This window comes from Tunturiibacter gelidiferens (assembly GCF_051013345.1).
Taxonomy (GTDB): Bacteria; Acidobacteriota; Terriglobia; order Terriglobales; family Acidobacteriaceae; genus Edaphobacter; species Edaphobacter gelidiferens_A.
This window is the reverse complement of the sequence record NZ_CP132939.1, coordinates 3235578-3260111: the sequence shown is the minus strand read 5'-3', so window position 1 is coordinate 3260111 and position 24534 is coordinate 3235578. Positions and strand designations below refer to the sequence as shown.

Genomic DNA, 24534 nt, shown 5'->3' with positions numbered 1-24534 from the left:
TCATTACCACTGGTTATGAATAAAACGACTCCCTCGAACGCTCCGAATGATCGCCTGCTAAGCGGAGTCAGCGTACTCATGGCGGTTGTCGAAGCCGGCAGTTTCATCCGAGCAGCCGAGGCTCTCGGCATCACTCAGCCAGCCGTCAGTCGCGCCATCGCCCGCCTCGAATCCCGCATAGGCGTGCGTCTGCTCGACCGCACCACTCGCTCCCTCACCCTGACCGCCGAAGGCCGCCGCCTCTACGAAGAGACCAGCCCTCTCCTCTCCGGCATCGCCGATGCCGTCACCTTCGCCTCAGGGTCTTCCGCCACCGTCCGGGGCCGCCTCCGCGTCAACATGGACCCGCTCTTCTCCAGCCTTCTCCTCGCCCCGCATCTGGGCGGCTTCCTCGACCGCTACCCCGAGGTCTCGCTCGAGTTCCTCACGCGCCCAGAGTTGGGAGACCTCGTCGCCGAAGGCTTTGATCTGGCTGTCCGCTTCGGCGAACCGCCCTCCTCCTCACTCGTCGCGCGCAAGCTCCTCGAAACCCACATCGTAACTGTCGCGGCACCATCGTATCTCGCCAGGCACGGACGCCCTGAAAAACTCACCGACCTGGCAGAACACCATTGCCTCCAATTCCGAGATCCACGAACCAACCAGCCCTACGAGTGGGAGTTTCATCGCGGCCGCAGGATCGTCCCAATCAAGACCTCAGGCCGTCTCGTGCTCTCAGACGCCCACACCTTCCTCGGGGCCTGCGTCGCCGGAGCAGGTATCGCCCAGGTTCTCGCCCTCTCAGTCCAAACCCACCTCGACCGCGGCGACCTCATCGACCTCTTCCCCGATTGGCCCGACGAAAAGTTCCCCCTCTTCGCCCTCTACCCCTCCCGCCACCTTCCACCCGCCAAACTGCGCGCCTTCCTCGACTTCGTCCTCGAACTCGCGAACCCTCCCTCACCTCCTCAAAAATAAATCTGAAAAAGTTGGCTCATTTTTCGTTGTCCGCCAGACCGATGCCAGGCCACCACATCCACCACGCAAAACACCACAACTCCACCATCGAAACACCACGTCCAGAACAGCACTTTTTCTAAAACCACCCTCAAAAAATCCCCAAAAGACGCGAAAAAGCCCCGGCAACCGCCAGAGCTTTTTCTCAAGCCAAATTCAAAAAAACTAAACGCTGAAGCTCGATCCGCAACCGCAGGTGCTCTTCACCGCGGCATTCTCGAACTTGAACCCGGCAGCCTCGAGCGTCTCCACATAATCCACCGTGCAGTTGCTCAGGTACATCGCCGAAGTCGCGTCCACAAACACCTTTAGATCCTCAAACTTATAGACCTTGTCCATCATTCCGCTTTGATTTTCGAACGACATGGAGTACTGGAAACCCGAACATCCGCCACCCACCACACCAATTCGAAGCCCAGCAGGGACCGGAGTCTGAGTCGCCATGATCTCCCGTACCTTGTTGATCGCGGCAGGGGTCAGGGTCACAGGCGTGGTGGAAGCAGGTGCTCCAACAACGACTTCGGGGGTTACAGTAGCAGTCGACATCGGCAAATCTCCTTGTCTTATTCAGACATCTTAAGTGTATGCGCCTGCCACTGCTCCGGCAAGCCCTCATTGCATAGGATGCACCGCAGCCCATTCTGATTCAGCTGCTCGCTCAGGAACCTGCTACCATTCCACTAGACACTCCATCCACAAACGTGAAGCTCCTCCTCTTCATCTCGAACACCTTCATCAAAACCATGGGCATCACCCAGCCCTCGCCAACAGCCGCAAATCGTGCAGCATGGTTCATCTTCGTCATGCTGTCTGGCGTGCTCGCGATTGTTGCAACCATTGCGTTTCTGGCCATCCACTGGGCCTCTCATCGCTAACATTTAAAGCCCGTTATAACTTAGCCTCCCCTTCGAAAAACACTGTTCCATCAATAGTCCCAGAGCGTATCATTGCGACGGACGGCCCGTTACCAAAGACACATAAGTCGCACGAATCGGCACACGGGACCGCCCGAAAAAACGTCGGCCCTATCACAGGGCGGAGGAACCGCTATGAGCGCTTTACCTGTTCTCCTAATCGTCTGGGCGGTATTTTCGGCCTGTTTCCTCGCGCTACTCGCCTACAAGGGACAGCTCACCCGCTATGAAGAGGACCAGCTCTTCCTCGGTGAAAACGCAACTCACGAACAACAAATGCAGACCGAGATCGTTCGTAAAGTCACCAAGATCGCGCCATTCGTCCGCGTCTTCGGCGTTGCGGCTGCAGTCATGACCGCAGGCATCATCGGCATCTTCACCTTCGACGCCTGGCAGCATCTAAGATAGATCTTCGAAAAACACGGGCCGGCCATCTCCGCAAGGATTTTGCCGGCCATATGCTAAACCCGCCGCACTGAATGCCTTGGAAAATTGTCTCCAGCAACGGGAGGTAAGGCTTCCTGAGATAGACCGCAACCCTCTCGCCGTCGAACGTGTGTCCTTACTTCTCTCTCACCGCAATCACTTCTATCTCAATCAGTGCCCAGGGAGCAGCCAACGCCGCTACTTGAACTGCACTCCTCGCAGGCTTATTCGGCTGATCCTTCGTCCCAAAGAACTGTGTATACGCTGCCTGAAGCCCCGGAAAATCCAGTTTGCCGCCCTTCTCCGGATCTCCTGCCAGGAACACCGTCATCTTCACGACGTCCTTCATATCCAATCCCTGCTCCTTCAACAGCGCCTGTATCTTGTTTAGCGCGCTCATCGCCTGCGTCTTCGTATCGCCGTAGACCGCAGCAGTCCCCTTCGCCTCATCGGCAGGCGTCACAGGCGAAGCCAGCTGTCCGCTCAAATAGAGCGTGTCTCCAGCCCAAACACCATTCGCAATCGGCGACTTCTCGTTCGGCTGCAGATGCTTCACTACAACCTGTGCCTGCACTCCACACGCAACAGCCATCAACGCTGCTGCCATCACACCAAGCTTAATCTTCATCAATCACTCCCTATGCTTCCAGAAAAATTTAGCTAAGCACCGCACCAGCAGCCCCGGCAAGTCTGGCCGATTTCACCCTATCGGAGATCATCCCCACCGCACGGCGCGCACTCAACGCCGCGCCCTCCTGCCATCCGACGATGTGGCTTGCCGTATCGCCGGCAAAGTAGATTGGCCCATCCGCCTGGATGATCACGTCGTATCCGCTCTTCCCGCCGCCATAACTCCGAATCCACGAGCCCTCATTCCACGGCACCCGGCTCCATCCGCAAAACACGGGGTTCTTCAGCTCACTCCCATGCCCCGGATGAATCTTCTCGATCGACGCCCGCGACGCGGCAAATTTCTGTTCCAGAGTCATGTCGTAGAACGGTGTATCAAGCTCATCCGAATAACCCGACACCACCACGCCCGTCGGGTGCATCAACCGGGACGACGGATACCAGATCGGGCTTGGCCCCTGCATCAGGTACGACAGCCCACCGTAGATGTTGTAGTCCTGCTCCCAGAACCTTCTGCTCTCCCAAGCAATCTTGTACGCCCCGCCCATCGTGCACTCATCCACCACTTTCTTAAACGTCGGTGATAGATCATTCGGAGTTTTCTTCAAGATCGAAAACGGCATCGCGATAATGCAGTAGGAAGCCTCCACCTGCTTCATCGCGCCGCCTTGCGTATACATCACGCGAACACCGTTCGACGTCTTCCGAATCTCCGTCACAGGCGAGTTGTACTGCACCACCGGTCCCAGCGCCTTCGCAAACGCATACGGTATCCGGTCCATCCCGCCCACAGGCTGCATCATCGTCGCCTGCCAGTCCCAATCCTCTTCGATAAACAGCTCATACCAGAATCCTTCATCCAGCAGCACCCGCATATCGAGCGGCACCTCTGGCACTCCCACCTGTGCCCCGGCGCCTGGCGTCGTCTTATATCCAGCCCGCTCAGACCCAACATACGCGCCGTTGTCGTCGAGCGGTCCATAGATCTTCAGAAACGCCGTCATCCGCTCGCGGTCTTCTTTGCTCAACTCCGAATCCAGCGCCCCATGGGCAACACACTTCGATAGCAGCTCCGACACATGCCCACGCGTATCGTTGATCGCCTTCCTCTGCGGCACCGGCTTCCCACCATTCGCCCGATCGCTCTGAAGGAGTGTGGAGCGCGACGTATTGATCTCCACCTCCATCGGAACGCCGAGCTCGCGACAATATCCCAGCATCGTCCAGTGTGTACTCGGCAGCCGCGCCGGCCCAAGATTCTGGTAGTTCCCCTCGTCCCACTTGATCGCCTGCTTCGATCCATCGCAGAAGCAAACCTCGGCCCCGCCCCTGCCCGTCCAGTTACGTCCACCCGGTCGTTCGCGCGCCTCCAGCAGAGTCACTTCATATCCCAGTTTTTGCAGCTCATAAGCTGAAACCAGGCCGCCGATCCCACCACCCAGCACCACCACCTTTACGCCCTTGCCCGACCCAGCCGCCGCCTGAATCGGCTCAGCCTCAGCACCCTTCATCGGCATCAGCCCAAGAGACTGCATTGTCGCAAACGCGGCACTATAGCCACCCACCTGACCTACTCGCATCAGAAAATCGCGCCGGGAGATCCCCATCATGCCACCTCTTTCTTCCAATGAATTCAAATCCTGATGCAGCTGCAAAAGAACGAACATCCTGATGGAACGAAAAGGAATGGAAGCTCCGCCAAAGAGATCGCGGGACCCGCATCGCCTGAAGCACAGAGGTAAAGAAATCAGTTTTTCGAAAAGATGTGTCTACTCTATCGCAAAACTTCGGTGCCGGTCAGCAAATTTCGGCAGCCGATCTAAAGCGGCATGGCGAAACGCGACAAAGATGACGATCGTCATAAAATAAGACTCGAACTTCAATCAAACCCAAGGTCGATCTTCGATGAGAGTAAGCCGTGCCAGGGCAGCAGAGAACCGCGAACGAATCCTTGATGTTGCAACCAGGCTCTTTCGCGAGCGCGGCATCGACGGCATCGGTGTCGCCGATCTCATGAAGAGCGCCGGCCTCACTCATGGCGGATTCTATGGCCACTTTAAATCAAAAGATGATCTCGTCGCCCAGGCCTGCGGACGCGCCGTCCAAAAGATGCGCGACAACTGGATCAAAGTACTCGACCAGACCAGTGGCGACCCCGTCCACGCTCTGGCCAACATCTACCTCGCCGCCAAACATCGCGACAACGCTGGCCGGGGCTGCACCGTAGCCGCTCTGGGCTCAGAGATCGCGCGGCAGAGCACCGCCGTGCGCCACAACGTAACCGAAGAGCTCAAGCCCTTCATCGATTACCTGTCCGCAATCGTTCAGGGCAACTCCGCCAGCCTCCGCCGCGAGCGAGCCATCGCACTTTACGCAAGCCTCGTCGGTGCCCTCGTCATCGCCCGTGCCGTCGACGACGCCGCGTTCTCGAATGAAGTTCTTCACGCCGTGGCGAACTTCGTCCGAAGCACGAGCACCGCAAGTAAACCAAGGCGCAAGATCGCCAACCCAACTCCACGCACGAAAAAAGCATAACCGCTCAACTGGAGCGGGCGCTCGGAAAGACATCAGAATCCTGTCAAGCCCCGAAACCACCCATCTATCTGCAAATAAAAGAGATACACGTGGCGTATAAGTTACGCGCCAGCAGTTATACTGAGATAGAAGAGATAGGAAGACCCGGCAAATTAGCCGGGTTTCTCATTTAATCCCGTAACTCGTTTCATTAGAAATATTTACCCATAACTGCTTTAGAATGAATATCTTGGAAGATCCTAAATTGGCAAACAGCTGTAAACAAATAATTTAGCAAGGGGTATCCCCCAGGGGGGGTGCCCTCGGCCCTGACAAATCAACGCGAAGCAACATATAAGATAGGACCAAATCAAGAGCGAGGTCGCCATGGCTTCTTCCACCTTCCCCACTCCCTACGCTGAAAAGCAGACCGGCACGCTGGTAGCCTCAAAAGCCTCAAGCGTTCCCTGGTATATATGGTGGGGCGCCCTCGCCGTCACCTCCTCCTCCATCGGAGGAGCCTGGGACGTCTCCTGGCATCGCTCCATAGGCCGCGATAGCTTCTGGACACCGGCGCACATGGCCATCTACGCCTGCGGAGTTCTGGCCGCGATCATCTGCGGCTACCTCATCCTGGTCAACACCTTCGGACGCTCCTCCGGCACTCGCGCCGCATCGGTCAATGTCCTCGGCTTCCGCGCCCCGCTCGGAGCCTTCATCGCAGCCTGGGGTGGCATAGCGATGATCACCTCAGCCCCGTTCGACAACTGGTGGCACGCCGCGTATGGTCTCGACGTCAAGATCGTAAGTCCACCACACACGCTGTTGATTCTCGGCATTCGCGGCGTCGGAGTCGGCATACTCTTTCTCATCCTCGCCGCAATGAATCGCTGCGCAGTCGAAGGACCGCAGTCCAGCGAACACACCTTCAAGACCCTCCAGCGTCTCCTCCTCTACGTTGGTGGTCTCTTCGTAGCCGGCCAGATGTTCTTTCTGATCGAGTACACCTGGGACGTCCAGCTCCACTCTGCCTCTGCTTACATCGCTATGGCAATCGGCCTTCCGGTCGTCTTCGCTATGCTCTCCCAGGCGTCCCGCTACAAGTGGGCCGCCACCTCCGCTGCGATGGTCTACATGGTCTTCGCGATCGCGGAGATTCTCATCCTTCCTCTCTTCCCCGCACAGCCCAAGCTCGGCCCCGTCTTCTATCCCGTCACCCACATGGTCCCGGCGAAGTTCCCCGTCCTCATCTTCGCTCCCGCACTTGCACTCGATCTGCTCTGGCAGCGAACCCGCAGTTGGAAGCCCTGGATGGTCGCTCTCGTCTCCGGATTTTTGTTCATCGTCGTGCTGGTCATCGTGGAGTGGCCGTTCGCCACCTTCCTGCTCTCCAAGGCATCCGAGAATCGCTTCTTCGGCACCATCTACTTCGACTACAATTCCAGCCCAAACGGCCTTGATCGCCTGCGTCTCTTCCTCCACCCCGACCACGGCTCCGTTCTGTTCGGCGGGCTGCTGCGCGCGGCAATCTACGGTTCAATCGGAACCTGGATCGGCCTCAGCTTCGGACGCTGGATGCGGAGCGTGCAACGGTGAAGTGTTTGTCCAGTCCGGTTCGCGTCCTTCTCGTCCTCGTGCTCTGTACCTTCGCTGCTCCCCTTCGAGCCCGCGCTCACGTAGGGAGCAAAGATGTCTATGAACAGGTCGATGCAGGACCTTACAAACTCTTCGTCACCATCCGCACGCCAATCGTGATTCCCGGTGTAGCTTCCGTCGAAGCGCGTTCGAGCGGCGCGACCGTCAAAAGCATCCGCATTACTCCTCTCCCAATCACCGGCGAAGCGTCGAAGCATCCTCCCACGTCCGACCCGATGACAAACTCCACCGCCGACCCGGCATTCTTTACCGGCAGCATCTGGATGATGGCCTCCGGCTCCTGGCAGGTCCGCTTCGAGGTTGCAGGAGACGCCGGAGATCAAGTCGTCTCGGTTCCAGTACCCGCCGTCGCCCTCTCGACCCTGAAGATGCAACACGGCCTCGGAGTCACTCTTGCAATCCTCGGTCTCTTCCTGGTTGTCAGCATGGCCGGTATCGTCGCCGCGGCCGTCCGTGACGCTCGCCTGGAACCCGGCGCCATTCCATCTCCAAATCGCAGACGCCGCGCCATTCTTGCAACTGCAGGCAGCCTCGTAGTCATGGCTCTCTTGATATGGGGCGGCGCAGCCTGGTGGAACGTCGAGGCCGCCAGTTACGCGATGGATGTCTATCACCCGATGTCAGTGACACCGGCACTCTCAGGCAATACCCTCGATCTCAACGTGCAGTCTTACGACGGTGGCAAAGAGCGAAGCTCCCGCTCCAATAAAGACTTTCTTCCCGACCACGGACACCTGATGCATCTCTACGCCATTCGAGAGCCGGAGATGGATGCAGTCTTCCATCTGCATCCCGCACCAGCCTCCGCAGGAGACTTCCGTATCTCGCTGCCCGCCATGCCCGCGGGCACCTATAAGCTCTACGGTGACATCGTTCACGCGAACGGCTTCCCCGAAACACTCGTCTCTACCATCACCGTCCCAGCCGATATGCCAGGCGGACCGATCGGCCCCGACGACGCAAAGGGATCTCCGCAGCCGCTCAGCCAGGGTCAACTCGGCAACTCGTACAAACTTCCTGATGGATACTTAATGGTCTGGGATCGTCCGGCAACCGTCAGCGCAAACACCGCATACGCCTTCCGCTTTCATCTCCTGGACGCCAACGGAAAGCCTGCAACCGACGTCCAGCCTTACATGGGTATGGCGGGTCACGCAGCCTTCGTCAAGACCGACGGCGCCGTCTTTGCCCACACTCATCCCGAAGGTTCCGCCGCCATGGCTGCGCTCATGCTCGCCAACGGAAGCAACGAGAGTGATGCGAGCGACCGCCGTGGAGCCATGAACATGGACATGATGACCCACAGCGATCCGCTCTCTAGCAGCGTCGAATTCCCTTACGGATTTCCCTCGTCTGGCCGCTATCGAATCTTCATCCAGATGAAACACAGCGCGACGATTGAGACCGGAGCCTTCGACGTCATCGTCCCATAAGCAAAACTCTTCGAGACCCAGTCGTAAGGGTTAGAAGTTCAGTCGCAATTGGAACTCAGTAGACCGCGGTCCACCGATATCCGATGTACCCGAACCACGCTGGACACGATTCAGATCATGATCGGCGAAGCTGTTCGGGCCATTCAGCAAACCGCTCAGAGCGCCGCCTTGTGCTGTAGTCGTATTTGCCAGTGTTCCGTCGATGTAGTCCCTGAAGTTCGAGAAGTTGCCAACGTTGTAGAACGCGATTCCCGGCACCAGAGTCATTCCTTCCCGCAAACGACTCAGTTGAATCGGATACGAGATGCTCAGATCAAGGTTGCGGTAAAACACGTTCTCTGGACCATGCGCCTCCGGTACAGGTGAAATCGGCTGCTGCGCCGCCTGAAGAGCCAACAGTTGCCCCGGAGTAAAGAGTCCTGCTGCAAGCAACGCCTGACCCGCCGGAGTAACCTGACCGGCCTGCGTTGCGTTGTACTGAGAGATCAACTTATTGAGATTGTTCCCCTTGTACTCATGCATGAACGCGCCAGGTTGAGTTCCAGGAACGATATCGCCGATTGTTCCATCGCCCGTAACGTCGGACTGGAAGATACCCCCTACGGCGCTGCCGCTCGTTCCACCATTATCAAGATAGAGGTTCGTCGCCGCAGGAGAGAAGAAGTGCCCGATGATCCCGATCTGTGGACCATACTTCAGTGTCGCTGATCCTCCAAACGAGATCTCATGGGTATGATCCAGTCCACTCCGACCGATATAGGCCGTGGGATTGTCATAGTCGTAGGATGGCGATGAAAAGAACTGATCACCGACACCCGTGTTCCCAGCATTTGTCGCAGGGTTGGCTGTAGAAATGGCACGCGAGAAGGAATACGAAATCTGCAGATTGGTGCTCATAATTCCAGGAGCAGGATGTGCCTTCTGCTCACGGAAGACCACCTGCAGCGCATCATAGCCTGACCTGCCGGCTGGAAACAAAAAGAGCCCCTCTCCCAAGTTCGGATTGAAGCCCGGGAACGCCGCTCCAGTCGCCACTGTCAGCCCGTTGTAAGACGCAGGATTGCTATTGAGAAATGTATTTCCCGAGTCCAACCCGTTTGCAGCAAAGTCGGCGATCTGCGCCCCGGCAGCGATCGCGCAAGAGATCGCCGCGGAACTGTACCCTCCAGCGCAGCCGTGGCCGCTAGTAGTAGTAGCGATCGCGTTTTGGGCTGCAGCAAGGTTCAGCGTGCGTGCGGCGCCAACACGATTTACATCAATCTGTTGAGCAATCTTCAAAGTCGAATTGTGCACATAATCAACCGAGAGAATGCCTCCCTTGAAGATCTCCCGCTGGATACCGCCGTTCCACTGCTCCGAGTATGGCGTTCGATAGGGTGCCGCGTATGCGCCGACTATCGTCAACGTATTCCCGGCATACTGACCGTTGCTGGCGGGGCCAACCGATTTAGTCACCTGTTGAAACAGATTCTGAAGATTGATAAAGTGCTGGCCTGCCTGACTCAAAGGCTGGTTACAAATATCCGCAATGGAGACTCCGCCATCGCTCGTGACGACTGAACCGTCCGGCAGCGTGAGGGAGTTTGTACCGCCGCATATGCTGTGGGTCGTATCGTTGAACAGGCCCGTCTTGATCAGAGCCTGACGTGAGTTGAGGGTGTTATTGAAGACATCGCCTTCATAAAAAATGCCGAAGGCCGCACGTACCACCGTCTTATGATCTCCGGGGCTGAATGCGAACCCAAGCTGCGGTCCAAAGTTTGCATAAGGTTGGTGGATCTTCTTTCCTAGTCCCGGCTGGAACTGATCGAAGAGCGGTGCGCTGCCAGAGCAAGGGGCAGGAGTGATCGTCACATCGGAGCAGAGTGGAGTCGGCAGATCCTGGTTTGCCCGATCCGTATCGACGCTCCACCGCACTCCTGCTGTAAGAGTGAAGCTTGGAGTAATCTTCCAATTGTCGGAGACATAGGCACCTTCCCGCCAATCCTCGACTCCTCCGCCCGCCAGACCAAAGCCTGGGTTCTCGGTGAGGAACCCCTGTCCATTACCGAACAACACAGTAGAAGCGTAGTACCCGTGCAGAGGATCCGAGGGGCACGGACCAGGCGTTCCGTTTCCGCAGTCAGCGAGCTGAGTGGACGCTGTGAGTGTTGCTCGGGGAGCGAGCCCCAGAAAGTTCGCAAACCCACCGCCCAGAATGCGGTTGATGCTATATCCGTAACGAATCAAATGAGAGCCTTTAGTCCAACTGCCGTCGTAACGGAACTGCTTATCCGACTGGTAGGTCTCCTGTGGAGAATCGACGTTGGGGCCAGAGAAGAGACCAGCCGTTTTGAGGCGAAAGTTTAGCCCGGGAAACCCGTTATAAACACTGGTGTTTCCTGTCGTACCGTCTATCAAGAGGTTATGGAACTTCTCGTAGCTTGCACGAAACGAGTGGGTAAAATGCCCGATTGTAAAGTCAGCTCCGCCCGCAATGCCAGGCGTATTGTCGCGGTTGTTGTATATCTCATAGCCGGCTCCGAAGTTCGAGCTCGAGCTGTTGACGTCGTAGTTGGCGCGTGCGAAGTAATGCACGCCCCATCGTCCGCTGTAATCCAACCGCACGGTGGAGTACGTCTCTCGGTAGGGAGAGGGGATCGTCGGGTACGCTTCCTGAATCGCCGAGAAGAGCGGAGCCATGGTGATCGAAACTGGTGATTCCTGCTTGATGCGCTCCGCATTCGCGAAGAAAAATAACTTGTCTTTGAGAATCGGCCCCCCGACGCTTCCCCCGAACTGATTCCTCTGAAAAGGAGTATCGATGCCGCCCGCAGTTCTCGCAAAGAGCGCGCTGTGATCCTGAAAGTTATAGAACGCCTGACCGTGAAATTTGTTGGTTCCTGAGTTCGTTGACACCAGCACCTGACCAGTCGAGGTCACCTCGCCCGAGACATCCTGTGTGGAGCGGTTCAACTGAAAGTCACCGATCGCGCCCTGTGACACATTGAAGATGGTTGTCCCAACGTTTTCGTCCGTGATGTCCTGACCGTCGAGAAGAATACGCGTGGTGCGACCCGAAACGCCGCTCGTCGAAATCGCAGAGTAGCCCGCCTTCGTCGGATCAAACGACTCCCCACTCTGCAGGATTACCCCCGGTTCGATCTGAGCAAGATCGAGAAAGTTTCGCCCGTTCACCGGCAGAGAATCGATTTGGTCCTTCGTAATAACGTCGCTGACGCCCGCCTGATCCGTGTTGATCTGAAGTGCACCGGCGTTTACCTCCACCGTCTCAGTCGAGGAGCCGATCGCGAGCTTGAAATTTCCATTAGTCGCCGTCCCCGTACGGACAACCGTCTTCACCGTAAGCTTCTCAAACCCCGCAGCACTCACCGTCACCGTATAGGGTCCGGGAGTCAAAGGCCCTAAGCTATAGAAGCCACTGGAGTCAGACTTCAAAGTCTTCGAGGAATTGGTGTCATTGCCGAGAATAAAGATCGTCGCATCCGGTACGATCGCTCCCGAGCTATCCGTGATCGTGCCCTGTATAGACCCGCCGTTAACCGAGATCGCCTGCCCCGCTCCGTTCAACGTTGTGGCGAGCAATAGTATTAGCAACCCACATAGTGTTTTCATGATTCGTCTCCTGTGCCTCGCAAGATCATCAAAAGCGACGCCGCGACGCCTGACCGCGGATCGACAAGCTGTGTATTCAGACCGACCTCACGCAAACTGAACAGCAATCTGCGCGGTCGTTTTCTTGGTAGGCATGTGTTCCATGAGATCCATCGACGAATCAATGCTATCGACTGACCAGATTGGCCAGTGCCTCAAGCACCCTTCGTCTCGCGCACTGAAGATCTCGCATCCGAGATGGAACGGATCGTAATCACGCCTGGGTTCTATTTACGCAACGTTCAACGCGCGAGGGTGGATTGTTCTAGACGTCCAAACACCACATAGTGGAATCTTCCGAAGAACTGCGGACCATAATCTTCCATTCTGTTTCGGAAGATCTGACAAGACAGGCTCGCATCGAAATTGGGGAAGCCAAAGTCACATCACCCTGTATGCCATAAACTACTTCGAAATAATCGAATCGTTACTTGGTAGGATTGACTTTAGGCGCAACGTAGTGGGATCTGCTATGGCCACCTCAGAAAAAATTCCATAGCCACTCTTCGAAACTTCGCAGCTGATGATTCGCGAAATTCGCAAGTGCGGTTCTTGATTCAGAATTCGCTATCAATATGAAACTTTTACATTTACGGATACGTTCCGTTCCTGATGGTTCATCTCTGCCTCGCTCATGACACGAATTCAATCGCATCGACCCGTCCTGGATAAAACGCCAGGTATTCTCTGATGCTGGCGACAGCTTCATACGGTTTTTCGTATGTCCAAACGGGCATATTCGGATCTCGCTCCGCCGATGGGGGTGCTGTAGTACGTACAGTCCCCCTTGTACGGACAATAGGTGTAATGCCCAGTCCGAACGAGCAACGACATATCTGCATCGCCTCGCGGGAAGTAGTAAACAGGCGGGTATCCCTTTTCCTCCAGCCGAAGTGCTTGCGTCGATTCAACGACTATCCTTCCAGCGACCGTTACACGCATCGTGCCCTGAACTGGAGAAATCGTGATGGGATGGTCAGGCCCAGGAACTCTGATCTCCTTGCCTTCACTCGAGTTGGTATGCATTGCGCTCCTCACGGCCGGTTAGAGCTTCGAGCCGCCATCGACGGGAATACTCGCACCTGTGATCCAACGCGCGCCGTCTGACACCACGAAAGCGACTACGTCGGCGACGTCTTCGGGTTTGCCGAGTCGCTTCAGCGCCTGCATTCCCAGAGCAACCTCGCGACCCGCTTCTGTCTTCGTAAAATTCGACATATCCGTGTCGATCACTCCTGGCGCCACAGCGTTTACACGTATGCCGCTCGGTCCGAGAATACCGGCCCAATTTCTGATTAGAGTCTCAAGTGCGCCTTTGGTAGAGGCGTAAGCGAGGATCGAAGGGTTTTCCAAACCGGGCTTGCCCACGACCATACGGGCTACGAGAGAAGAGATAACAACAATATTTGAACCCTCGCCAAGAACCGGCAGTAGTTGCTGTACCACGAAAAACGGGCCTCGAACGTTTGTCGCGAAGAGCTTGTCAAAATCCTCTACCGTGTAGTCAGCGACAGCTGCCGACTTGCTGATTCCGGCGTTGAGCACAAGCACATCCAATCGATCGCCGACGATGGAGCGCACCTGCTTAGCGAGCAGTGCAGCGCCGTCCGAAGTTCCTAGGTCCGCCGAAATTGCAGTTGCGCGTCCTCCTTTCATCTGGATCTCGGCGACCACAGATTCCGCTTTTTGCGCAGAGCGGCCATAGTGAACAAGGACGTATGCTCCGGCCCTGGCAAGCGCCACTGCTGTCGCACGCCCTATGCCTCTTGATGCGCCAGTCACAAGCGCAGTTTTGTTCAGAAGTGCAGTCATCGTTTTCTCTCTCTTCAACTGGTCGGCTGGTGGATAAACTTGCACGACGCCACGCATGGCGCTGAGGGGAGCCGAGCCGTTAGTTCCTCGGCTCCCCACCACTTCCATGCGCGCGTCTCTACGTTCAGCCCGGTAGACGAAGTACGTGCATTGGCTCAGGCATTCGTTCCGCCATCAACGGTCAGATTCGCTCCCGTAATGTACGAGGACTCCGGACCAGCGACGAAAGACACCAGTGCGGCGACTTCTTCAACAGTCCCATAGCGGCCCAGCCCGGTCGCGGCCTTCTGTGGAACGGCCCAATCGCCTGCAGCAGGATTCAGATCCGTGTCGATTGGACCTGGCTGAACGTTGTTCACGGTGATGCCCCGGCTCCCGACCTCGCGCGACAAACCCTGCGCAAACATCTTCACGGCTCCCTTGGTCGCCGAGTAGGCTACCAACCCCGGCGCTACGACGCGCTCGCCCACGCACGAGCCGATCATGATGATCCGGCCGCCTTCACCGATGTGTTTGAGCGCCGTCTGCGTCGCCACCAGCACTCCGCGGACGTTGATGTCGATGACGCGATCCATCTCGTCGATCGGCGTCTCCTCAAACGGCTTAGGGATGGCCGTACCGGCATTGTTCACAAGCACGTCAAGCCGACCGAAGGTCGTGAAGGCCTTTTCGACCGCGGCCTGCACTGCTTTGGTATCGGCGGAGTCGGCCTGGATTGCGACGGCCTTCCCGCCACTCTGCTCAATCGCCTTGACGACTGCGGAAGCCGCATCAGCATCCTTCGCGTACGTGATGGCAACACTCGCTCCATCCGCGGCAAGACGCTTTGCGATCGCTGCGCCAATACCCCGGGAACCGCCGGTAACGAGTGCCACTTTCTTAGCTAACTTAGACATGGAATCTCCTTGGATTTTTCTGTGAATGAAGCATCACTTCGCTGATTCAACTGACCGCCATCCTGCTCGGCCTGCCAGACTGTTATCTGATGTGCGACCCACACAACCCGACTTGGCACTCCAGGGAATACCAGCCATTCCACATAGGAATGCATTGGGTTGAGTGGAACAAGCCTCGGCAGAGGCGGAAGAAACCCCTAATTCGGGGGATTTCTCTCCGCGCGGAAAGAGATAAGTAGTTCCCCGCTCGAACAAATACAATCCATCCAAGCGCCGTTGGGAGGCTTTGTGGACAAATTGGATGCGATGCAGGTTTTCGTTCGGGTAGTCGAAAAAGGAAGCTTCTCCGCGATCGCCAAAGAGCGCGGCGTTGGTCAACCCGCCATCAGCAAACAGATCTCCGCCCTCGAAGCCCAGCTCGGCACCGAGCTTATCCACCGCACCTCTCGCTCGATTGTTCTGACCGAGGCTGGGAGCGACTTTTACGAATCTGCTTTGCGCATTCTGGACGACTTTGAAAGCGCAACATCGCGAATCGGACGAGGTCAGACGGCGCCGAAGGGTCTCATCCGGGTAACTGTTCCCCCCACATTTGCCCGCTTGCATATGGTCTCAAAACTGGCTAGTTTTTTTGCTGCCTACCCAGAGATGGCAATCGAAATGGCAGCATCCGAAAGCCCGACTACGATCGTTGAAGACGGGTTCGATCTCGCTATCCACTCAGGTGATCTCCCGGACTCTACTCTGGTTGGGCGAAGATTCGCGCAGACAATGATCATTCTCGTCGCCACTCCCCAGTACCTTTCACGGTACGGCGCACCGGAGACACCGGAAGACCTCAAACGATTTCGATCGGTCGTCTTTGTCGAGCGGGGTACCGTGCAGCCCTGGAAATTTGGGTCCGGGTCGGACGTGAAGCGTGTTATTCCCACAGGAGTCTTTCGAACCAGCGATATTGAACAGATGAGGATGGGTGTTCTTGAACATCTCGGGATTGCCCAGGCACCAGCATGGCTCTTCGCCGCGGAACTCAGAGAAGGTACCGTCCTCCGCCTCCTGACACCCTTTGAGCGTGCAGTGCCAATCCTTGCCGTGCGGCCCGGCAGTCGCCGGATGTCCACCAAAGTTCGCGTCTTCATCGAGCACCTCGAGAAGACCTTCGCGCTTTGTTCTCAGTTCAATCCGCGTACTAGCTAAGGGTGTGTCCCAATGCCCGATGCATTAGCGTTATGCTGCGTGTCGTCGAATTCGATCAGAGACGCGTTATGGGTGATGCAATTGTAGGGAGAGCTTCAGGACGACTTGTGGATCATTGTGAGGGAGAGGGTTTGCTGCGAGCCAGCCAGTCGGAGGGGGCATTCCGAGGCGCTGGGTGAAGACCCGTGTGAGAGCAGTGGCGTTGGTGTACCCCACAGCGGCCGAGATAAGTTTGAGCGAGTTGCCTTTGCGCAGCATGGTTTGAGCGATGCCGAGGCGCCAGTTGGTGAGGTAATCGAATGGCGTTATACCGACGATCGTGCGAAAGTGAGCGGCGAAGCGGGCGCGCGACATGCCGGCATGCTGAGCGAGCTGTTCGAGCGACCAGAAGGTCTCCGGATGCTTGTGCATAACCTCGATGGCCTTTCGGAGGCGAGGGTCGCTGAGGCCGAGTAAGACCCCGGAGTCGACGAGGCGTGCGTTCATGGCTGAACGGAAGAGGAGCACGAGAACGTATTCGAAGAGGCGATCGAGAGCAGTCTGGCGGCCGGGGAGGTCGGAGGAAGACTCGGAGAAGAGAAGCTGGAGCGTCGGCGCGAGTTCGGGGAGGGTGTCGAGGGGGTGACGAATGGCTCAGGGAAGGAGGCGGTGAGCGGGTTCAGCATGCCGGTACCGAACTCGACTGTGGCGCAAACGAGCTCGGTGCCCTCCTCCTCGGAGGCGTGAAGGCGATGCTCGTGAGGGCGCGGAAGGAAGATGATGCTCGGGGTATCGACGACGACCGGTCGAGCGTTGGGGTGGGTGATCGTCAGTCGTCCTTTCGTAAGCAAATGAAGGTACCCGGCCTGTTCGTCGAGGGTCGGAGAGACACCACAGAAGGCTCCCGAGTAGAACATCCGGGCGGAGAGGGTAAATTGCTCGAAAAATGGGGAGAGGCTGTCCATCTGGTTCCTGATGAGACTATAAGGTATTTAAACGATATTCCAAACAACATTACGTACCATCACATCTCCAGATAACTCCTGATTGGCGCTGCGGCGCCACAGGAGATTGGAGAAGATAATGTCCCGTATTCCTGTTGTTTCGTCGAATGTTGATGCTAAGGTTGCCGCCACCCTCAATCAGGTGAAGGCTAGCCTGGGGATAGTCCCGAACCTCTTTGCCACGCTTGCACATTCTCCCGTGGCTCTGGATGGATACCTGTCACTGTCGAAGACGCTTTCGCGTGGCCGCCTTTCCGCCCGTCAGCGCGAGATTGTGGCGCTGGCCGTGGCGCAGGAGAACGAGTGCCGATATTGCCTCTCGGCGCACACGGCGTTGGCGAAGGCTGCCGGTGTGAGCGAGGCCGAGGCGCTGAAGGCGCGTGCTGGAGACGGCGAGGATCCATTTGAGAGCGCGCTTGCCTCGTTTGCGAAGACGATCGTTCGTCAGCGCGGTCATGTTTTGGACAAGGATTTGGAGCGCGCCCGGAAGGCTGGGATTGACGACGGCCTGATGATGGAGGTCGTTGCCCATGTCGTTGTGAATACGTTCACCAACTATGCCAATGAACTCGCCGATACGGAGATCGACTTTCCTGCGGTTGAAGTGAAGCTCTGAGGTGCATGGGCCAGAAAGGAAAGGAAAAAGGAATGAATAAACTAATCGAATTTCTATCGAAGAAGGCTCCCTTCCAGGGAGACCTTGACTATCGCTTGATTCGCGTTTCGATGGTGATCATCTACTTCTTCTTCGGATATCAGAAGTGGTTTGAGTATGAGATGCAGGGCCTGGTCCCATTCTTTACCCACGGACCACTGATCTTCTGGATGTACTCAGTCTTTGGGATGAAGGGCTCGACGTATCTGCTGGGTGTCTCCGAGTGGTTGTTCGGAGCGTTGATCCTGGCGGGCTTCTGGAATAAGAAGCTGGGAGCGCTCGGAGCCCTGGGGTCAGTGCTGACGTTCATCACGACGATCACGATCATTCCGTTTATGCCGGATGGATGGGCTCCGTCGGCGGGCGGCTTTCCCGCGATGGTGGGGAACGTCGCCTTCCTGATGAAAGACGTGGTGCTGCTGGCGGTGTCGTTCTATCTGCTGAGGGAGGATATTGTGAGAGCGTCCGTTGCTACTGACACAGCGCAATGAGCAGAGCTGCGCCACGCCCGGGTTGTGTCGGGGCGTGGCGCGGCCTGCACTGTAGTTGTTACGGGTGTAGCGCCTTGAATAGTCATATGAGTGCGAGCGCGACTGGCGGCACTCGAAGACAACAAGCCCCTTACGTCCCCAATAGGACTGCGCTCACACTAGGTTTATCCTCAGCAAGCCTCGCCCGACTGTTCGGGACTGACTGGTTCGTATTTATGGTTGCTAACCAGCGACTCACCGGCCAGCTAGGCCGACCACCTCGAAGCTGCAGCCTCGCCAACAGGCGCATAGATCTCTGCCTGCGGAACGAACCGCTCCTCGCGCGTCCGCAGCTCTCGCGGCAACACCTTCCCCGCCTCAGGATCACGAGCCACGACCACCCAGGCCTCGCGGACATTGCGAACAAAGCCAATCACCTCTTCAAACTGCTCCTTCGACTCCAGGTGCGAAGCCTCCAGGGTCATTGTGAACATCGTCGAGTAGAAGTCTGCCAGCGAAGCAGCTACCGTTCCACCGAGATCCGGACGCAACCGCGCCTGTAGATACGTCAGGATATCGAGCACCTTCTTCACCGCGATGCGGCGTCCCCGCACATCGTCCTCTTCCACACACTGCATCGCGCGATAGAGAAAGCGAATCGTACCATCGTAAAGCGCGACAACAAGTTCGACGCCGGTCGCACCGGACAGACTTTGATCTTGGTAGCTCATCTTTGCTCCTAAGTTATGCGTGTGTATTTGGGTTGAAACCCGTCAAGGAATCAAAGACCGAATTGACCTCATTGAGCTGACTCGGGATTGATTGAAGAATCTGATTCGCAGCATTCAATTCATTCGTCAGCTGTGTCTTCTGCGTCGCCAGAATTGCATTTTCGTTGGTAATATCAGCGTTCAGCGCCGTCTCCTGGCTGCTGTTCTGTTGCTGCGCAAGAAAGACCGCCCCATTCGGCGCCTGCGTCCCAACATTGTTCAGCGCGGTCGCAAACGTTTGGCCGAAACTCCCCGAGTTCTGCAAAAAGCCGGTCACGTCCGACAGATTGGAGTTGAGAACACCAGTAAGCGTGTCCGCGTTCAGTGTCAGGGTTCCGTCGTTGTTGATACCGATCCCCAACTGGGTAATGTTGCTGATCGAACCACTTTTCGTGCCAGAGAAGAGAGATCCAGTAATGGACTCCTGCAACTGAGCAATGATCGGACTTCCCAAGAGTGGCGAAGAGGTTCCACCCGCGCCGCTTTGCTCCTGATTATTGATGTCTCCTATCACCTTGTTATAAGCCGAAACAAAACTGCTTATCGCTGTCGCAATATCCGTAGTGGCATCCGTGATCTGTACCTGCACCGGGGTTGACGTCGCACTGGTCGCAAGCAGTTGAAAGGTTACCCCGGCAATCGCATCGGTCACGGTGTTGGATGAACTCGTAATTGGCACATTATCGACGATCAGGCTTGCATCCTGTCCTACCTGTCCGGTCGAGAACGAGATACTGCTGCCCCCCGTGGTTGAATCGGACAGGTTGTTGGTTGTGATGGCGCTCAACTGTCCTGCCGCACCACTGGTTCCGCTTACGATTGATAACCGTGACCCGGAGGAGTCTGTAATCACGCTCGCGGTCACGCCGATGGCCGCCGAATTGATTGCCGAAGCCAGGCCCGTAAGCGTGTTGCTGCCCGCGATGCTGGTGTCGAATACATGGCCCTGAATGGTCACAGTCCCGGTGAGCGTATCGCTTGCACTCGAGATCGTGCTCGAAACCTCCGACGAGGTCTGTGCCAGCTGATTTACCTGGATCGTGTGGCTTCCTGCCGTGGCCGACGAGCTTGCAGAGGTCAGGCTGAGCACATCCGTATTCGAGCTGGACCCCTGCTTCTCCGCGAAGACTCCTTCAAAATCCGTCAGCTTTTGCAAGCTGGTGGAGAGCGTCGACAGGTCCGTTCCAAGCGAAGAAAGGACCGTATCCTGAGCCTTCAACGCCGTAAGTTGATTCTGCCATGGAGTCTCAATCGCCTGGCTCGCCGCTTGAATCTGCGTCACCGTCGACGCTACGTCGAATCCCTGACCACTCGTCGCCGACCCGAAACTTAATCCAACAGTGCCCATGTCACCTTTCCGTTCTTCTTCGCACGATCCGGAAGCAAGCGAAGTGCCATATTCTCACCGTCGAAGATTAGAAGCAGCTAAGCATCACCAAAAACGAAAGAACGGCGGCCACGCCTCTTCGCGTGACCACCGCCGCTTTCATCAGCTTATTGCAGCAGCTTCAGAATCTCCTGCTGCGCGCTGTTCGCCTGGGCAAGAGCGCTGATACCGGTCTGGCTCAACACCTGGAACTTCGCCAGATCGCTGGTCGCCTGACCGAAGTTGGTTGCACGAATTGCGCTGTTGGCAGAGGAGAGATTCACCTCTTCCGAGCTGGCAACGCTGGCAGCCGCGTTCAACTGGTTGATGTTGGCACCGATCGCGCCACGGGCCGCCGAAACGCCGGCGATCGCAGTGGTAATGGCGGTCAGCGTGGTCTGAGCCGAAGCCTGCGGCGTCGCGCCAGCCAGAGTGTCGGCAGCAGTGAAGGCTGTTCCGCCGATGCTCGCGGCAGTAAGAACCGTCGCAGCCGCACTGATCGTTGTTACTCCAGTAGCTGTTCCATCGGTCAGGACGAAGGTGGTAGGAGCGGCCCCGTTGAAAACGGCGCTGCTGTTGAAGTTCGTCGTGGAGCCAATATTGCCGATCTCAGTCAAAATGCTCTGAAATTCGGTGTTGGCAGCGGTCGACTGAGCGGCAGTCAAACCACCGTTCGAAGCCTCGGTCGCCAGCGTAACCGCACGATCGAGCAGGTTGGTCACCTGAGACAACGCACCGTCAGCAGTCTGCAGCAAGCCCACACCGTTCTGTGCATTCTGTGCCGACTGGGTCAGTGCAGCTTGGTTGGCGGTAAGGCCGTCCGCGATCGAAAGACCGGCCGCGTCATCTGCGCCGCTGTTAAGACGCGAACCCGAGGAGAGCTGCTGCAGAACATTCTGGAGACTGCTCTGCGTCTGGTTGAGGTTGTTCTCAGCATAGGTTGCTGCAACGTTTGTAAGAATGCCCAAGGACATATGGAAACGCTCCTGTACTGCTCGGTTTGAGTTACCGCGACGCCAGTCCCGGGTGTCCGACCGGCGAACTCACCTCCCTGCCGAAGCAGTCTGTGAGATCCGGTTCACCTAGCGGTAGGCTCCGCGTTCTCCCACCTCATCGGCGTCCCCCGCGCCGACTTTACGCAAATCTCATTTCGCTCCATCGTCATAGTCACCTGCCTCCTTCTTCCTATTGACAGCAACTTCCCTGCCGATGAGACATCTGGGAGGAGTCCTTACACACATGATCCAACTGACACGCCTCAACGGTAGTCCTCTCGCCGTAAACTGCGACCTCATCAAATACGCCGAAGCCGCACCCGACACCGTCCTCACCTTAATCACCGGCGAAAAGCTCATCGTCCTCGAACCATGCAGCGAAGTCTCGCAACTCACTCTCGAGTTCCGAGCCGCCGTCCTGCGCAAAGCCTGGCCCGAGGCCGCACAGGCTCTCATCGCAAAGTCCGTGCACGACGCCGACCAGATCGCTCGCAATCACGACCGCAAAGCTTCGCAGGAATAGCCACCTAACCTTCGGAAGAGGATACCCATGGACATCGCCAGCATCGGCGGCATCGCTCTCGCCCTCATCGGCATTCTCGCCGGCATGATGGTTGAAGGCGGCAGCATCGCCCAGATCACCCAGCCCACCGCGGCCATGATCGTCATCGGCGGCACCCTTGGAGCGGTCATGCTTCAGTTTCCGATGAACATCTTCCTCGCCGCCATCAAAGCCGCCGCAAAGGTCTTCCTCCACAAAGGATCGAACGGCGAAGCGACCCTCGCCCAGATCGTAGCCTTCGCCAACAAGGCCCGCAGAAGCGGCATCGTCTCCCTCGACGCAGACCTCTCCTCCGTCTCCGACCCTTTTCTTCGACAAGCTCTCATGCTCGCCGTTGACGGCACCGAACCCGCAGAGGTCCGTAAGATCATGCAGCTCGAGCTCGACAACAAATCCGAGATCGAAGAAAAATCCCTGCCGTCTTCGAGGCCGCCGGCGGCTACTCCCCCACCGTCGGCATCATCGGCGCGGTCCTCGGACTCATCCAGGTCATGAAGAACCTCTCCAATATCGACGAGGTCGGCCGCGGTATCGCCGTCGCCTTCGTCGCCACCATCTACGGCGTCGCCATGGCCAATCTCATCTGCCTCCCCGCCGCAGGCAAGCTCAAGTTCCGCCATCGCGAAGAACAGATGATCAAGGAGATGATGCTCGAAGGCGTCATCTCCATCCTCGAGGGCATGAATCCACGCATGATCGAGACCAAGCTCCGCACCTATCTCTTTGAGTCGCACCCTCCTAAAAATGGAAAGTCCGGCAACGCCGCTGAGTCTCGAGCATGAGCAAGAAAAAACATCCCGAACACGTAAACCATGAGCGTTGGCTGGTCTCCTACGCAGACTTCATCACGCTGCTCTTCGCCTTCTTCGTTGTCTTGTTCGCCTCCAGCCAATCCGACAAGAAGAAGCAGCTCAAGCTCTCCGAAGCCATGCAGACCGCCTTCACTCCCCTCGGCACCTTCGACGCACACTCGAAAACCCCGCCGCTCACCGACATCAACGCCTCCGCCATCACCAACTCCATCCCTTCGCCGATCGTGCGTCCCCTTCCCTCCTCCACCAGCACAGAGACTCTCGAAGAGACCGAAGCCCGTCTACGCAAACTCATCGCCGAGCAGGTCGCCGCCGGTGGCATTCCTCCGGGCGGCATCGCCATGCGCATCACCTCCGACGGCCTTGTCATCTCGCTCCACGAAGCCGGCTTCTTCCCCTCCGGCTCCGCAGAGGTTCGCCCAGCATCGATCCCGATGATCTCGATCCTCGCCACCACCCTGCCCGCAGGCCCACTCCGCGTCGAAGGTCACACCGACAACGTCCCCATCCACACCGCGCAGTTCGCCAGCAACTGGGAGCTCTCCACTGCGCGTTCCACCGCCATCGCGCGTCTTCTTCTCGAACACGGGCCCATTGACCCAGTCAATCTCGCCGCCGCGGGTTACGCCGAGTTCCATCCGGTAGCCAGCAACGACACCGAAGATGGCCGCACCCAGAACCGCCGCGTAGACATTATCCTTCTGCGAAAATAGGCGTTCCTCGATCCAGCTTCGACCATATTAACTACACGCCGAAGCGCAAATCCGTGATCCTCTGGAATCATTCTCATTTCTCCCCAGGCTCTCCCGATCCAAGCGCTCAGACTAGACTATGAGTAGAAATGAACATGTCCGAAAACCGCGAGTGTAACGACTCTCAGCGTGAGAAACTTCGTACATGGAACCGCCAGATAAAGAGACATGCTACCGGGCTCTCCAGAGCCGTGATCCGCGATTCGACGGCCTGATGTACGTCGGCGTCAAATCCACCGGAATCTACTGCCGCACCGTCTGTCCGGCCCGCACTGCGAAGTACGAAAATTGCACCTTCTATCCGTCCGCAGCAGCGGCACATGAAGCGGGTTATCGCCCCTGCCTGCGTTGCCGTCCCGAGACCGCACCCGAACTGGCTTCGTGGCGCGGAACCTCAAACACCGTCTCACGCGCGCTGGCGCTCATAGCTGACGGCGCCCTCGACGGCGAAGGCAAGACAGTAGACGCGCTCGCCGAACGTCTAGGCGTCGGCGAGCGTCACTTACGCAGACTCTTCCTTCAGCACCTCGGAGCCTCTCCAATCGCCGTAGCACAGACCCGGCGCGTGCTCTTCGCCAAGCATCTCATCCATGAAACCCGAATGCCCATGACCGAAGTTGCACTCGCCGCGGGCTTCAACAGCCTGCGCCGCTTCAACGAACTGTTTCAACAGCTCTTCCATCGCCCTCCCAGCGCACTCCGGCGAAAGTCTTCCATGAGTCGTCCAAGTACCTCGGCAGGCATCACGCTCCGACTGCGTTACCGCCCACCGTACGACTGGGAGTCCATGCTCAGCTTTCTAGAGGCGCGTGCCATTCCCGGTGTCGAAGTTGTAGAGAGGGGTGCTACCGGCGCACCGTTGAGATTGATAGATCAGTTGGAAGCATCTCCGTGACTCACCTCCCGCACCAACAGAGCCTCAGCGTGACCATCCACTTCACGTCCGTGCAATCCCTGCCTGCAATCGTAGCTCGGGTGCGTCGACTCTTCGACCTCGGCGCGGACATCGAGACCATCGACGCACACCTCTCCCACGATCCG

The 24534-nt window shown here is 57.3% G+C and carries 25 protein-coding genes and 2 pseudogenes; 14 read left to right on the top strand and 13 right to left on the bottom strand.

Annotated elements, in window-relative coordinates:
* Nucleotides 1-15 precede the first annotated feature (15 nt).
* The gene (locus RBB80_RS16185; protein ID WP_433969369.1) at nt 16-957 is read left to right on the top strand and encodes a LysR family transcriptional regulator; all 942 of its coding nucleotides are present in this window, start codon (nt 16-18) and stop codon (nt 955-957) included.
* 204 nt (nt 958-1161) lie between these two features.
* Here the strand turns inward: RBB80_RS16185 and RBB80_RS16180 are convergent, their stop codons facing one another.
* The gene (locus RBB80_RS16180) at nt 1162-1542 is read right to left on the bottom strand and encodes a HesB/IscA family protein (RefSeq protein ID WP_433969367.1); all 381 of its coding nucleotides are present in this window, start codon (nt 1540-1542) and stop codon (nt 1162-1164) included.
* Between the two features lie 155 nt (nt 1543-1697).
* On the opposite strand from RBB80_RS16180, the gene RBB80_RS16175 reads away from it, so the two are divergent.
* Together RBB80_RS16175 and RBB80_RS16170 are read left to right on the top strand one after the other, a co-directional pair.
* Nucleotides 1698-1871 carry a hypothetical protein gene (locus RBB80_RS16175; protein ID WP_433969366.1) on the top strand — a complete coding sequence of 58 codons (174 nt, stop codon included), beginning with the start codon at nt 1698-1700 and terminating at the stop codon, nt 1869-1871.
* A 174-nt stretch (nt 1872-2045) separates the two neighbouring features.
* Entirely contained in the window at nt 2046-2318 is a 273-nt protein-coding gene (locus tag RBB80_RS16170) for a hypothetical protein (RefSeq protein WP_433969364.1), read from the top strand.
* Nucleotides 2319-2472: 154 nt separating this feature from the next.
* On the opposite strand, the gene RBB80_RS16165 is transcribed toward RBB80_RS16170, so the two are convergent.
* Both RBB80_RS16165 and RBB80_RS16160 read right to left on the bottom strand, forming a co-directional pair.
* Nucleotides 2473-2964 (bottom strand): RidA family protein, encoded by a 492-nt coding sequence (locus RBB80_RS16165; protein ID WP_433969362.1) that lies wholly within the window; start codon nt 2962-2964, stop codon nt 2473-2475.
* Nucleotides 2965-2992: 28 nt separating this feature from the next.
* Nucleotides 2993-4576 (bottom strand): flavin monoamine oxidase family protein, encoded by a 1584-nt coding sequence (locus RBB80_RS16160; RefSeq protein WP_433969360.1) that lies wholly within the window; start codon nt 4574-4576, stop codon nt 2993-2995.
* A gap of 295 nt (nt 4577-4871) precedes the next feature.
* Here RBB80_RS16160 and RBB80_RS16155 point away from each other — a divergent pair, with 295 nt between their 5' ends.
* From RBB80_RS16155 to RBB80_RS16145, 3 genes are all read left to right on the top strand, one after another.
* Entirely contained in the window at nt 4872-5501 is a 630-nt protein-coding gene (locus RBB80_RS16155) for a TetR/AcrR family transcriptional regulator (RefSeq protein ID WP_433969358.1), read from the top strand.
* A 366-nt stretch (nt 5502-5867) separates the two neighbouring features.
* Complete coding sequence (locus RBB80_RS16150) at nt 5868-7076, top strand: hypothetical protein (RefSeq protein ID WP_433969357.1); 1209 nt, start codon at nt 5868-5870, stop codon at nt 7074-7076.
* The gene (locus RBB80_RS16145; RefSeq protein ID WP_433969355.1) at nt 7073-8569 is read left to right on the top strand and encodes a hypothetical protein; all 1497 of its coding nucleotides are present in this window, start codon (nt 7073-7075) and stop codon (nt 8567-8569) included. The genes RBB80_RS16150 and RBB80_RS16145 overlap by 4 nt, the downstream gene beginning before the upstream one ends.
* Nucleotides 8570-8599: 30 nt before the next feature.
* Here RBB80_RS16145 and RBB80_RS16140 read toward each other — a convergent pair whose 3' ends face one another.
* From RBB80_RS16140 to RBB80_RS16120, 5 genes are all read right to left on the bottom strand, one after another.
* Nucleotides 8600-12184, bottom strand: a complete 3585-nt coding sequence (locus RBB80_RS16140; RefSeq protein ID WP_433969353.1) for a carboxypeptidase regulatory-like domain-containing protein — start codon at nt 12182-12184, stop codon at nt 8600-8602.
* Between the two features lie 671 nt (nt 12185-12855).
* The gene (locus RBB80_RS16135; RefSeq protein WP_433969352.1) at nt 12856-12960 is read right to left on the bottom strand and encodes a DUF427 domain-containing protein; all 105 of its coding nucleotides are present in this window, start codon (nt 12958-12960) and stop codon (nt 12856-12858) included.
* Complete coding sequence (locus RBB80_RS16130; RefSeq protein ID WP_433969713.1) at nt 12929-13165, bottom strand: DUF427 domain-containing protein; 237 nt, start codon at nt 13163-13165, stop codon at nt 12929-12931. The genes RBB80_RS16135 and RBB80_RS16130 overlap by 32 nt, the downstream gene beginning before the upstream one ends.
* Nucleotides 13166-13267: 102 nt before the next feature.
* Nucleotides 13268-14035, bottom strand: coding sequence for an SDR family NAD(P)-dependent oxidoreductase (locus RBB80_RS16125; RefSeq protein WP_433969350.1), 768 nt, complete (start codon nt 14033-14035; stop codon nt 13268-13270).
* A gap of 155 nt (nt 14036-14190) precedes the next feature.
* Nucleotides 14191-14931: an SDR family NAD(P)-dependent oxidoreductase gene (locus RBB80_RS16120; protein ID WP_433969348.1), complete on the bottom strand. Its 741-nt coding sequence runs from the start codon at nt 14929-14931 to the stop codon at nt 14191-14193.
* A gap of 288 nt (nt 14932-15219) precedes the next feature.
* On the opposite strand from RBB80_RS16120, the gene RBB80_RS16115 reads away from it, so the two are divergent.
* Nucleotides 15220-16128, top strand: coding sequence for a LysR family transcriptional regulator (locus RBB80_RS16115; protein WP_433969346.1), 909 nt, complete (start codon nt 15220-15222; stop codon nt 16126-16128).
* A gap of 66 nt (nt 16129-16194) precedes the next feature.
* Here the strand turns inward: RBB80_RS16115 and RBB80_RS16110 are convergent, their stop codons facing one another.
* Together RBB80_RS16110 and RBB80_RS16105 are read right to left on the bottom strand one after the other, a co-directional pair.
* The gene (locus tag RBB80_RS16110; protein WP_433969712.1) at nt 16195-16614 is read right to left on the bottom strand and encodes a helix-turn-helix domain-containing protein; all 420 of its coding nucleotides are present in this window, start codon (nt 16612-16614) and stop codon (nt 16195-16197) included.
* A gap of 57 nt (nt 16615-16671) precedes the next feature.
* Nucleotides 16672-17024: pseudogene (locus RBB80_RS16105) on the bottom strand (cupin domain-containing protein); the annotation flags it as partial.
* 166 nt (nt 17025-17190) lie between these two features.
* On the opposite strand from RBB80_RS16105, the gene RBB80_RS16100 reads away from it, so the two are divergent.
* Both RBB80_RS16100 and RBB80_RS16095 read left to right on the top strand, forming a co-directional pair.
* Nucleotides 17191-17727 carry a carboxymuconolactone decarboxylase family protein gene (locus RBB80_RS16100; RefSeq protein WP_433969345.1) on the top strand — a complete coding sequence of 179 codons (537 nt, stop codon included), beginning with the start codon at nt 17191-17193 and terminating at the stop codon, nt 17725-17727.
* A 32-nt stretch (nt 17728-17759) separates the two neighbouring features.
* Nucleotides 17760-18257, top strand: a complete 498-nt coding sequence (locus RBB80_RS16095) for a YkgB family protein (RefSeq protein WP_433969343.1) — start codon at nt 17760-17762, stop codon at nt 18255-18257.
* 245 nt (nt 18258-18502) lie between these two features.
* On the opposite strand, the gene fliS is transcribed toward RBB80_RS16095, so the two are convergent.
* The 3 genes from fliS to RBB80_RS16080 all read right to left on the bottom strand — a co-directional run bounded on the left by fliS (nt 18503) and on the right by RBB80_RS16080 (nt 21346).
* On the bottom strand, nt 18503-18967 hold the full coding sequence (fliS, locus tag RBB80_RS16090; protein ID WP_433969341.1) for a flagellar export chaperone FliS: 465 nt from the start codon (nt 18965-18967) through the stop codon (nt 18503-18505).
* A gap of 13 nt (nt 18968-18980) precedes the next feature.
* Complete coding sequence (gene fliD / locus RBB80_RS16085; RefSeq protein WP_433969340.1) at nt 18981-20354, bottom strand: flagellar filament capping protein FliD; 1374 nt, start codon at nt 20352-20354, stop codon at nt 18981-18983.
* Between the two features lie 146 nt (nt 20355-20500).
* Entirely contained in the window at nt 20501-21346 is an 846-nt protein-coding gene (locus RBB80_RS16080; RefSeq protein WP_433969339.1) for a flagellin, read from the bottom strand.
* A 265-nt stretch (nt 21347-21611) separates the two neighbouring features.
* Here RBB80_RS16080 and RBB80_RS16075 point away from each other — a divergent pair, with 265 nt between their 5' ends.
* The 5 genes and pseudogenes from RBB80_RS16075 to RBB80_RS16055 all read left to right on the top strand — a co-directional run.
* Complete coding sequence (locus RBB80_RS16075; protein WP_433969337.1) at nt 21612-21890, top strand: flagellar FlbD family protein; 279 nt, start codon at nt 21612-21614, stop codon at nt 21888-21890.
* 27 nt (nt 21891-21917) lie between these two features.
* Nucleotides 21918-22424, top strand: coding sequence for a motility protein A (locus RBB80_RS16070; protein ID WP_433969336.1), 507 nt, complete (start codon nt 21918-21920; stop codon nt 22422-22424).
* Entirely contained in the window at nt 22322-22711 is a 390-nt protein-coding gene (locus RBB80_RS16065) for a motility protein A (RefSeq protein ID WP_433969711.1), read from the top strand. The genes RBB80_RS16070 and RBB80_RS16065 overlap by 103 nt, the downstream gene beginning before the upstream one ends.
* A complete protein-coding gene (locus tag RBB80_RS16060) occupies nt 22708-23454 on the top strand; it encodes a flagellar motor protein MotB (RefSeq protein WP_433969334.1) in 747 nt (248 codons plus the stop codon). Before RBB80_RS16065 ends, RBB80_RS16060 begins: the two co-directional genes overlap by 4 nt.
* A gap of 184 nt (nt 23455-23638) precedes the next feature.
* Nucleotides 23639-24531, top strand: a pseudogene (locus RBB80_RS16055) (bifunctional transcriptional activator/DNA repair enzyme AdaA); the annotation flags it as partial.
* Nucleotides 24532-24534: the final 3 nt, after the last annotated feature.

Coding starts and splice junctions, on each gene's coding strand:
- RBB80_RS16180 (WP_433969367.1), bottom strand. CDS start 1,542: ATGTCGACTGCTACTGTAACCCCCGAAGTCGTTGTTGGAGCACCTGCT.
- RBB80_RS16120 (WP_433969348.1), bottom strand. CDS start 14,931: ATGTCTAAGTTAGCTAAGAAAGTGGCACTCGTTACCGGCGGTTCCCGG.
- fliD (WP_433969340.1), bottom strand. CDS start 20,354: ATGGGCACTGTTGGATTAAGTTTCGGGTCGGCGACGAGTGGTCAGGGA.
- RBB80_RS16185 (WP_433969369.1), top strand. CDS start 16: ATGAATAAAACGACTCCCTCGAACGCTCCGAATGATCGCCTGCTAAGC.
- RBB80_RS16165 (WP_433969362.1), bottom strand. CDS start 2,964: ATGAAGATTAAGCTTGGTGTGATGGCAGCAGCGTTGATGGCTGTTGCG.
- RBB80_RS16075 (WP_433969337.1), top strand. CDS start 21,612: ATGATCCAACTGACACGCCTCAACGGTAGTCCTCTCGCCGTAAACTGC.
- RBB80_RS16150 (WP_433969357.1), top strand. CDS start 5,868: ATGGCTTCTTCCACCTTCCCCACTCCCTACGCTGAAAAGCAGACCGGC.
- RBB80_RS16135 (WP_433969352.1), bottom strand. CDS start 12,960: ATGCCCGTTTGGACATACGAAAAACCGTATGAAGCTGTCGCCAGCATC.
- RBB80_RS16110 (WP_433969712.1), bottom strand. CDS start 16,614: ATGAACGCACGCCTCGTCGACTCCGGGGTCTTACTCGGCCTCAGCGAC.
- RBB80_RS16140 (WP_433969353.1), bottom strand. CDS start 12,184: ATGAAAACACTATGTGGGTTGCTAATACTATTGCTCGCCACAACGTTG.
- RBB80_RS16160 (WP_433969360.1), bottom strand. CDS start 4,576: ATGATGGGGATCTCCCGGCGCGATTTTCTGATGCGAGTAGGTCAGGTG.
- RBB80_RS16125 (WP_433969350.1), bottom strand. CDS start 14,035: ATGACTGCACTTCTGAACAAAACTGCGCTTGTGACTGGCGCATCAAGA.
- RBB80_RS16060 (WP_433969334.1), top strand. CDS start 22,708: ATGAGCAAGAAAAAACATCCCGAACACGTAAACCATGAGCGTTGGCTG.
- RBB80_RS16170 (WP_433969364.1), top strand. CDS start 2,046: ATGAGCGCTTTACCTGTTCTCCTAATCGTCTGGGCGGTATTTTCGGCC.
- RBB80_RS16070 (WP_433969336.1), top strand. CDS start 21,918: ATGGACATCGCCAGCATCGGCGGCATCGCTCTCGCCCTCATCGGCATT.
- fliS (WP_433969341.1), bottom strand. CDS start 18,967: ATGAGCTACCAAGATCAAAGTCTGTCCGGTGCGACCGGCGTCGAACTT.
- RBB80_RS16130 (WP_433969713.1), bottom strand. CDS start 13,165: ATGCGTGTAACGGTCGCTGGAAGGATAGTCGTTGAATCGACGCAAGCA.
- RBB80_RS16100 (WP_433969345.1), top strand. CDS start 17,191: ATGTCCCGTATTCCTGTTGTTTCGTCGAATGTTGATGCTAAGGTTGCC.
- RBB80_RS16095 (WP_433969343.1), top strand. CDS start 17,760: ATGAATAAACTAATCGAATTTCTATCGAAGAAGGCTCCCTTCCAGGGA.
- RBB80_RS16080 (WP_433969339.1), bottom strand. CDS start 21,346: ATGTCCTTGGGCATTCTTACAAACGTTGCAGCAACCTATGCTGAGAAC.
- RBB80_RS16155 (WP_433969358.1), top strand. CDS start 4,872: ATGAGAGTAAGCCGTGCCAGGGCAGCAGAGAACCGCGAACGAATCCTT.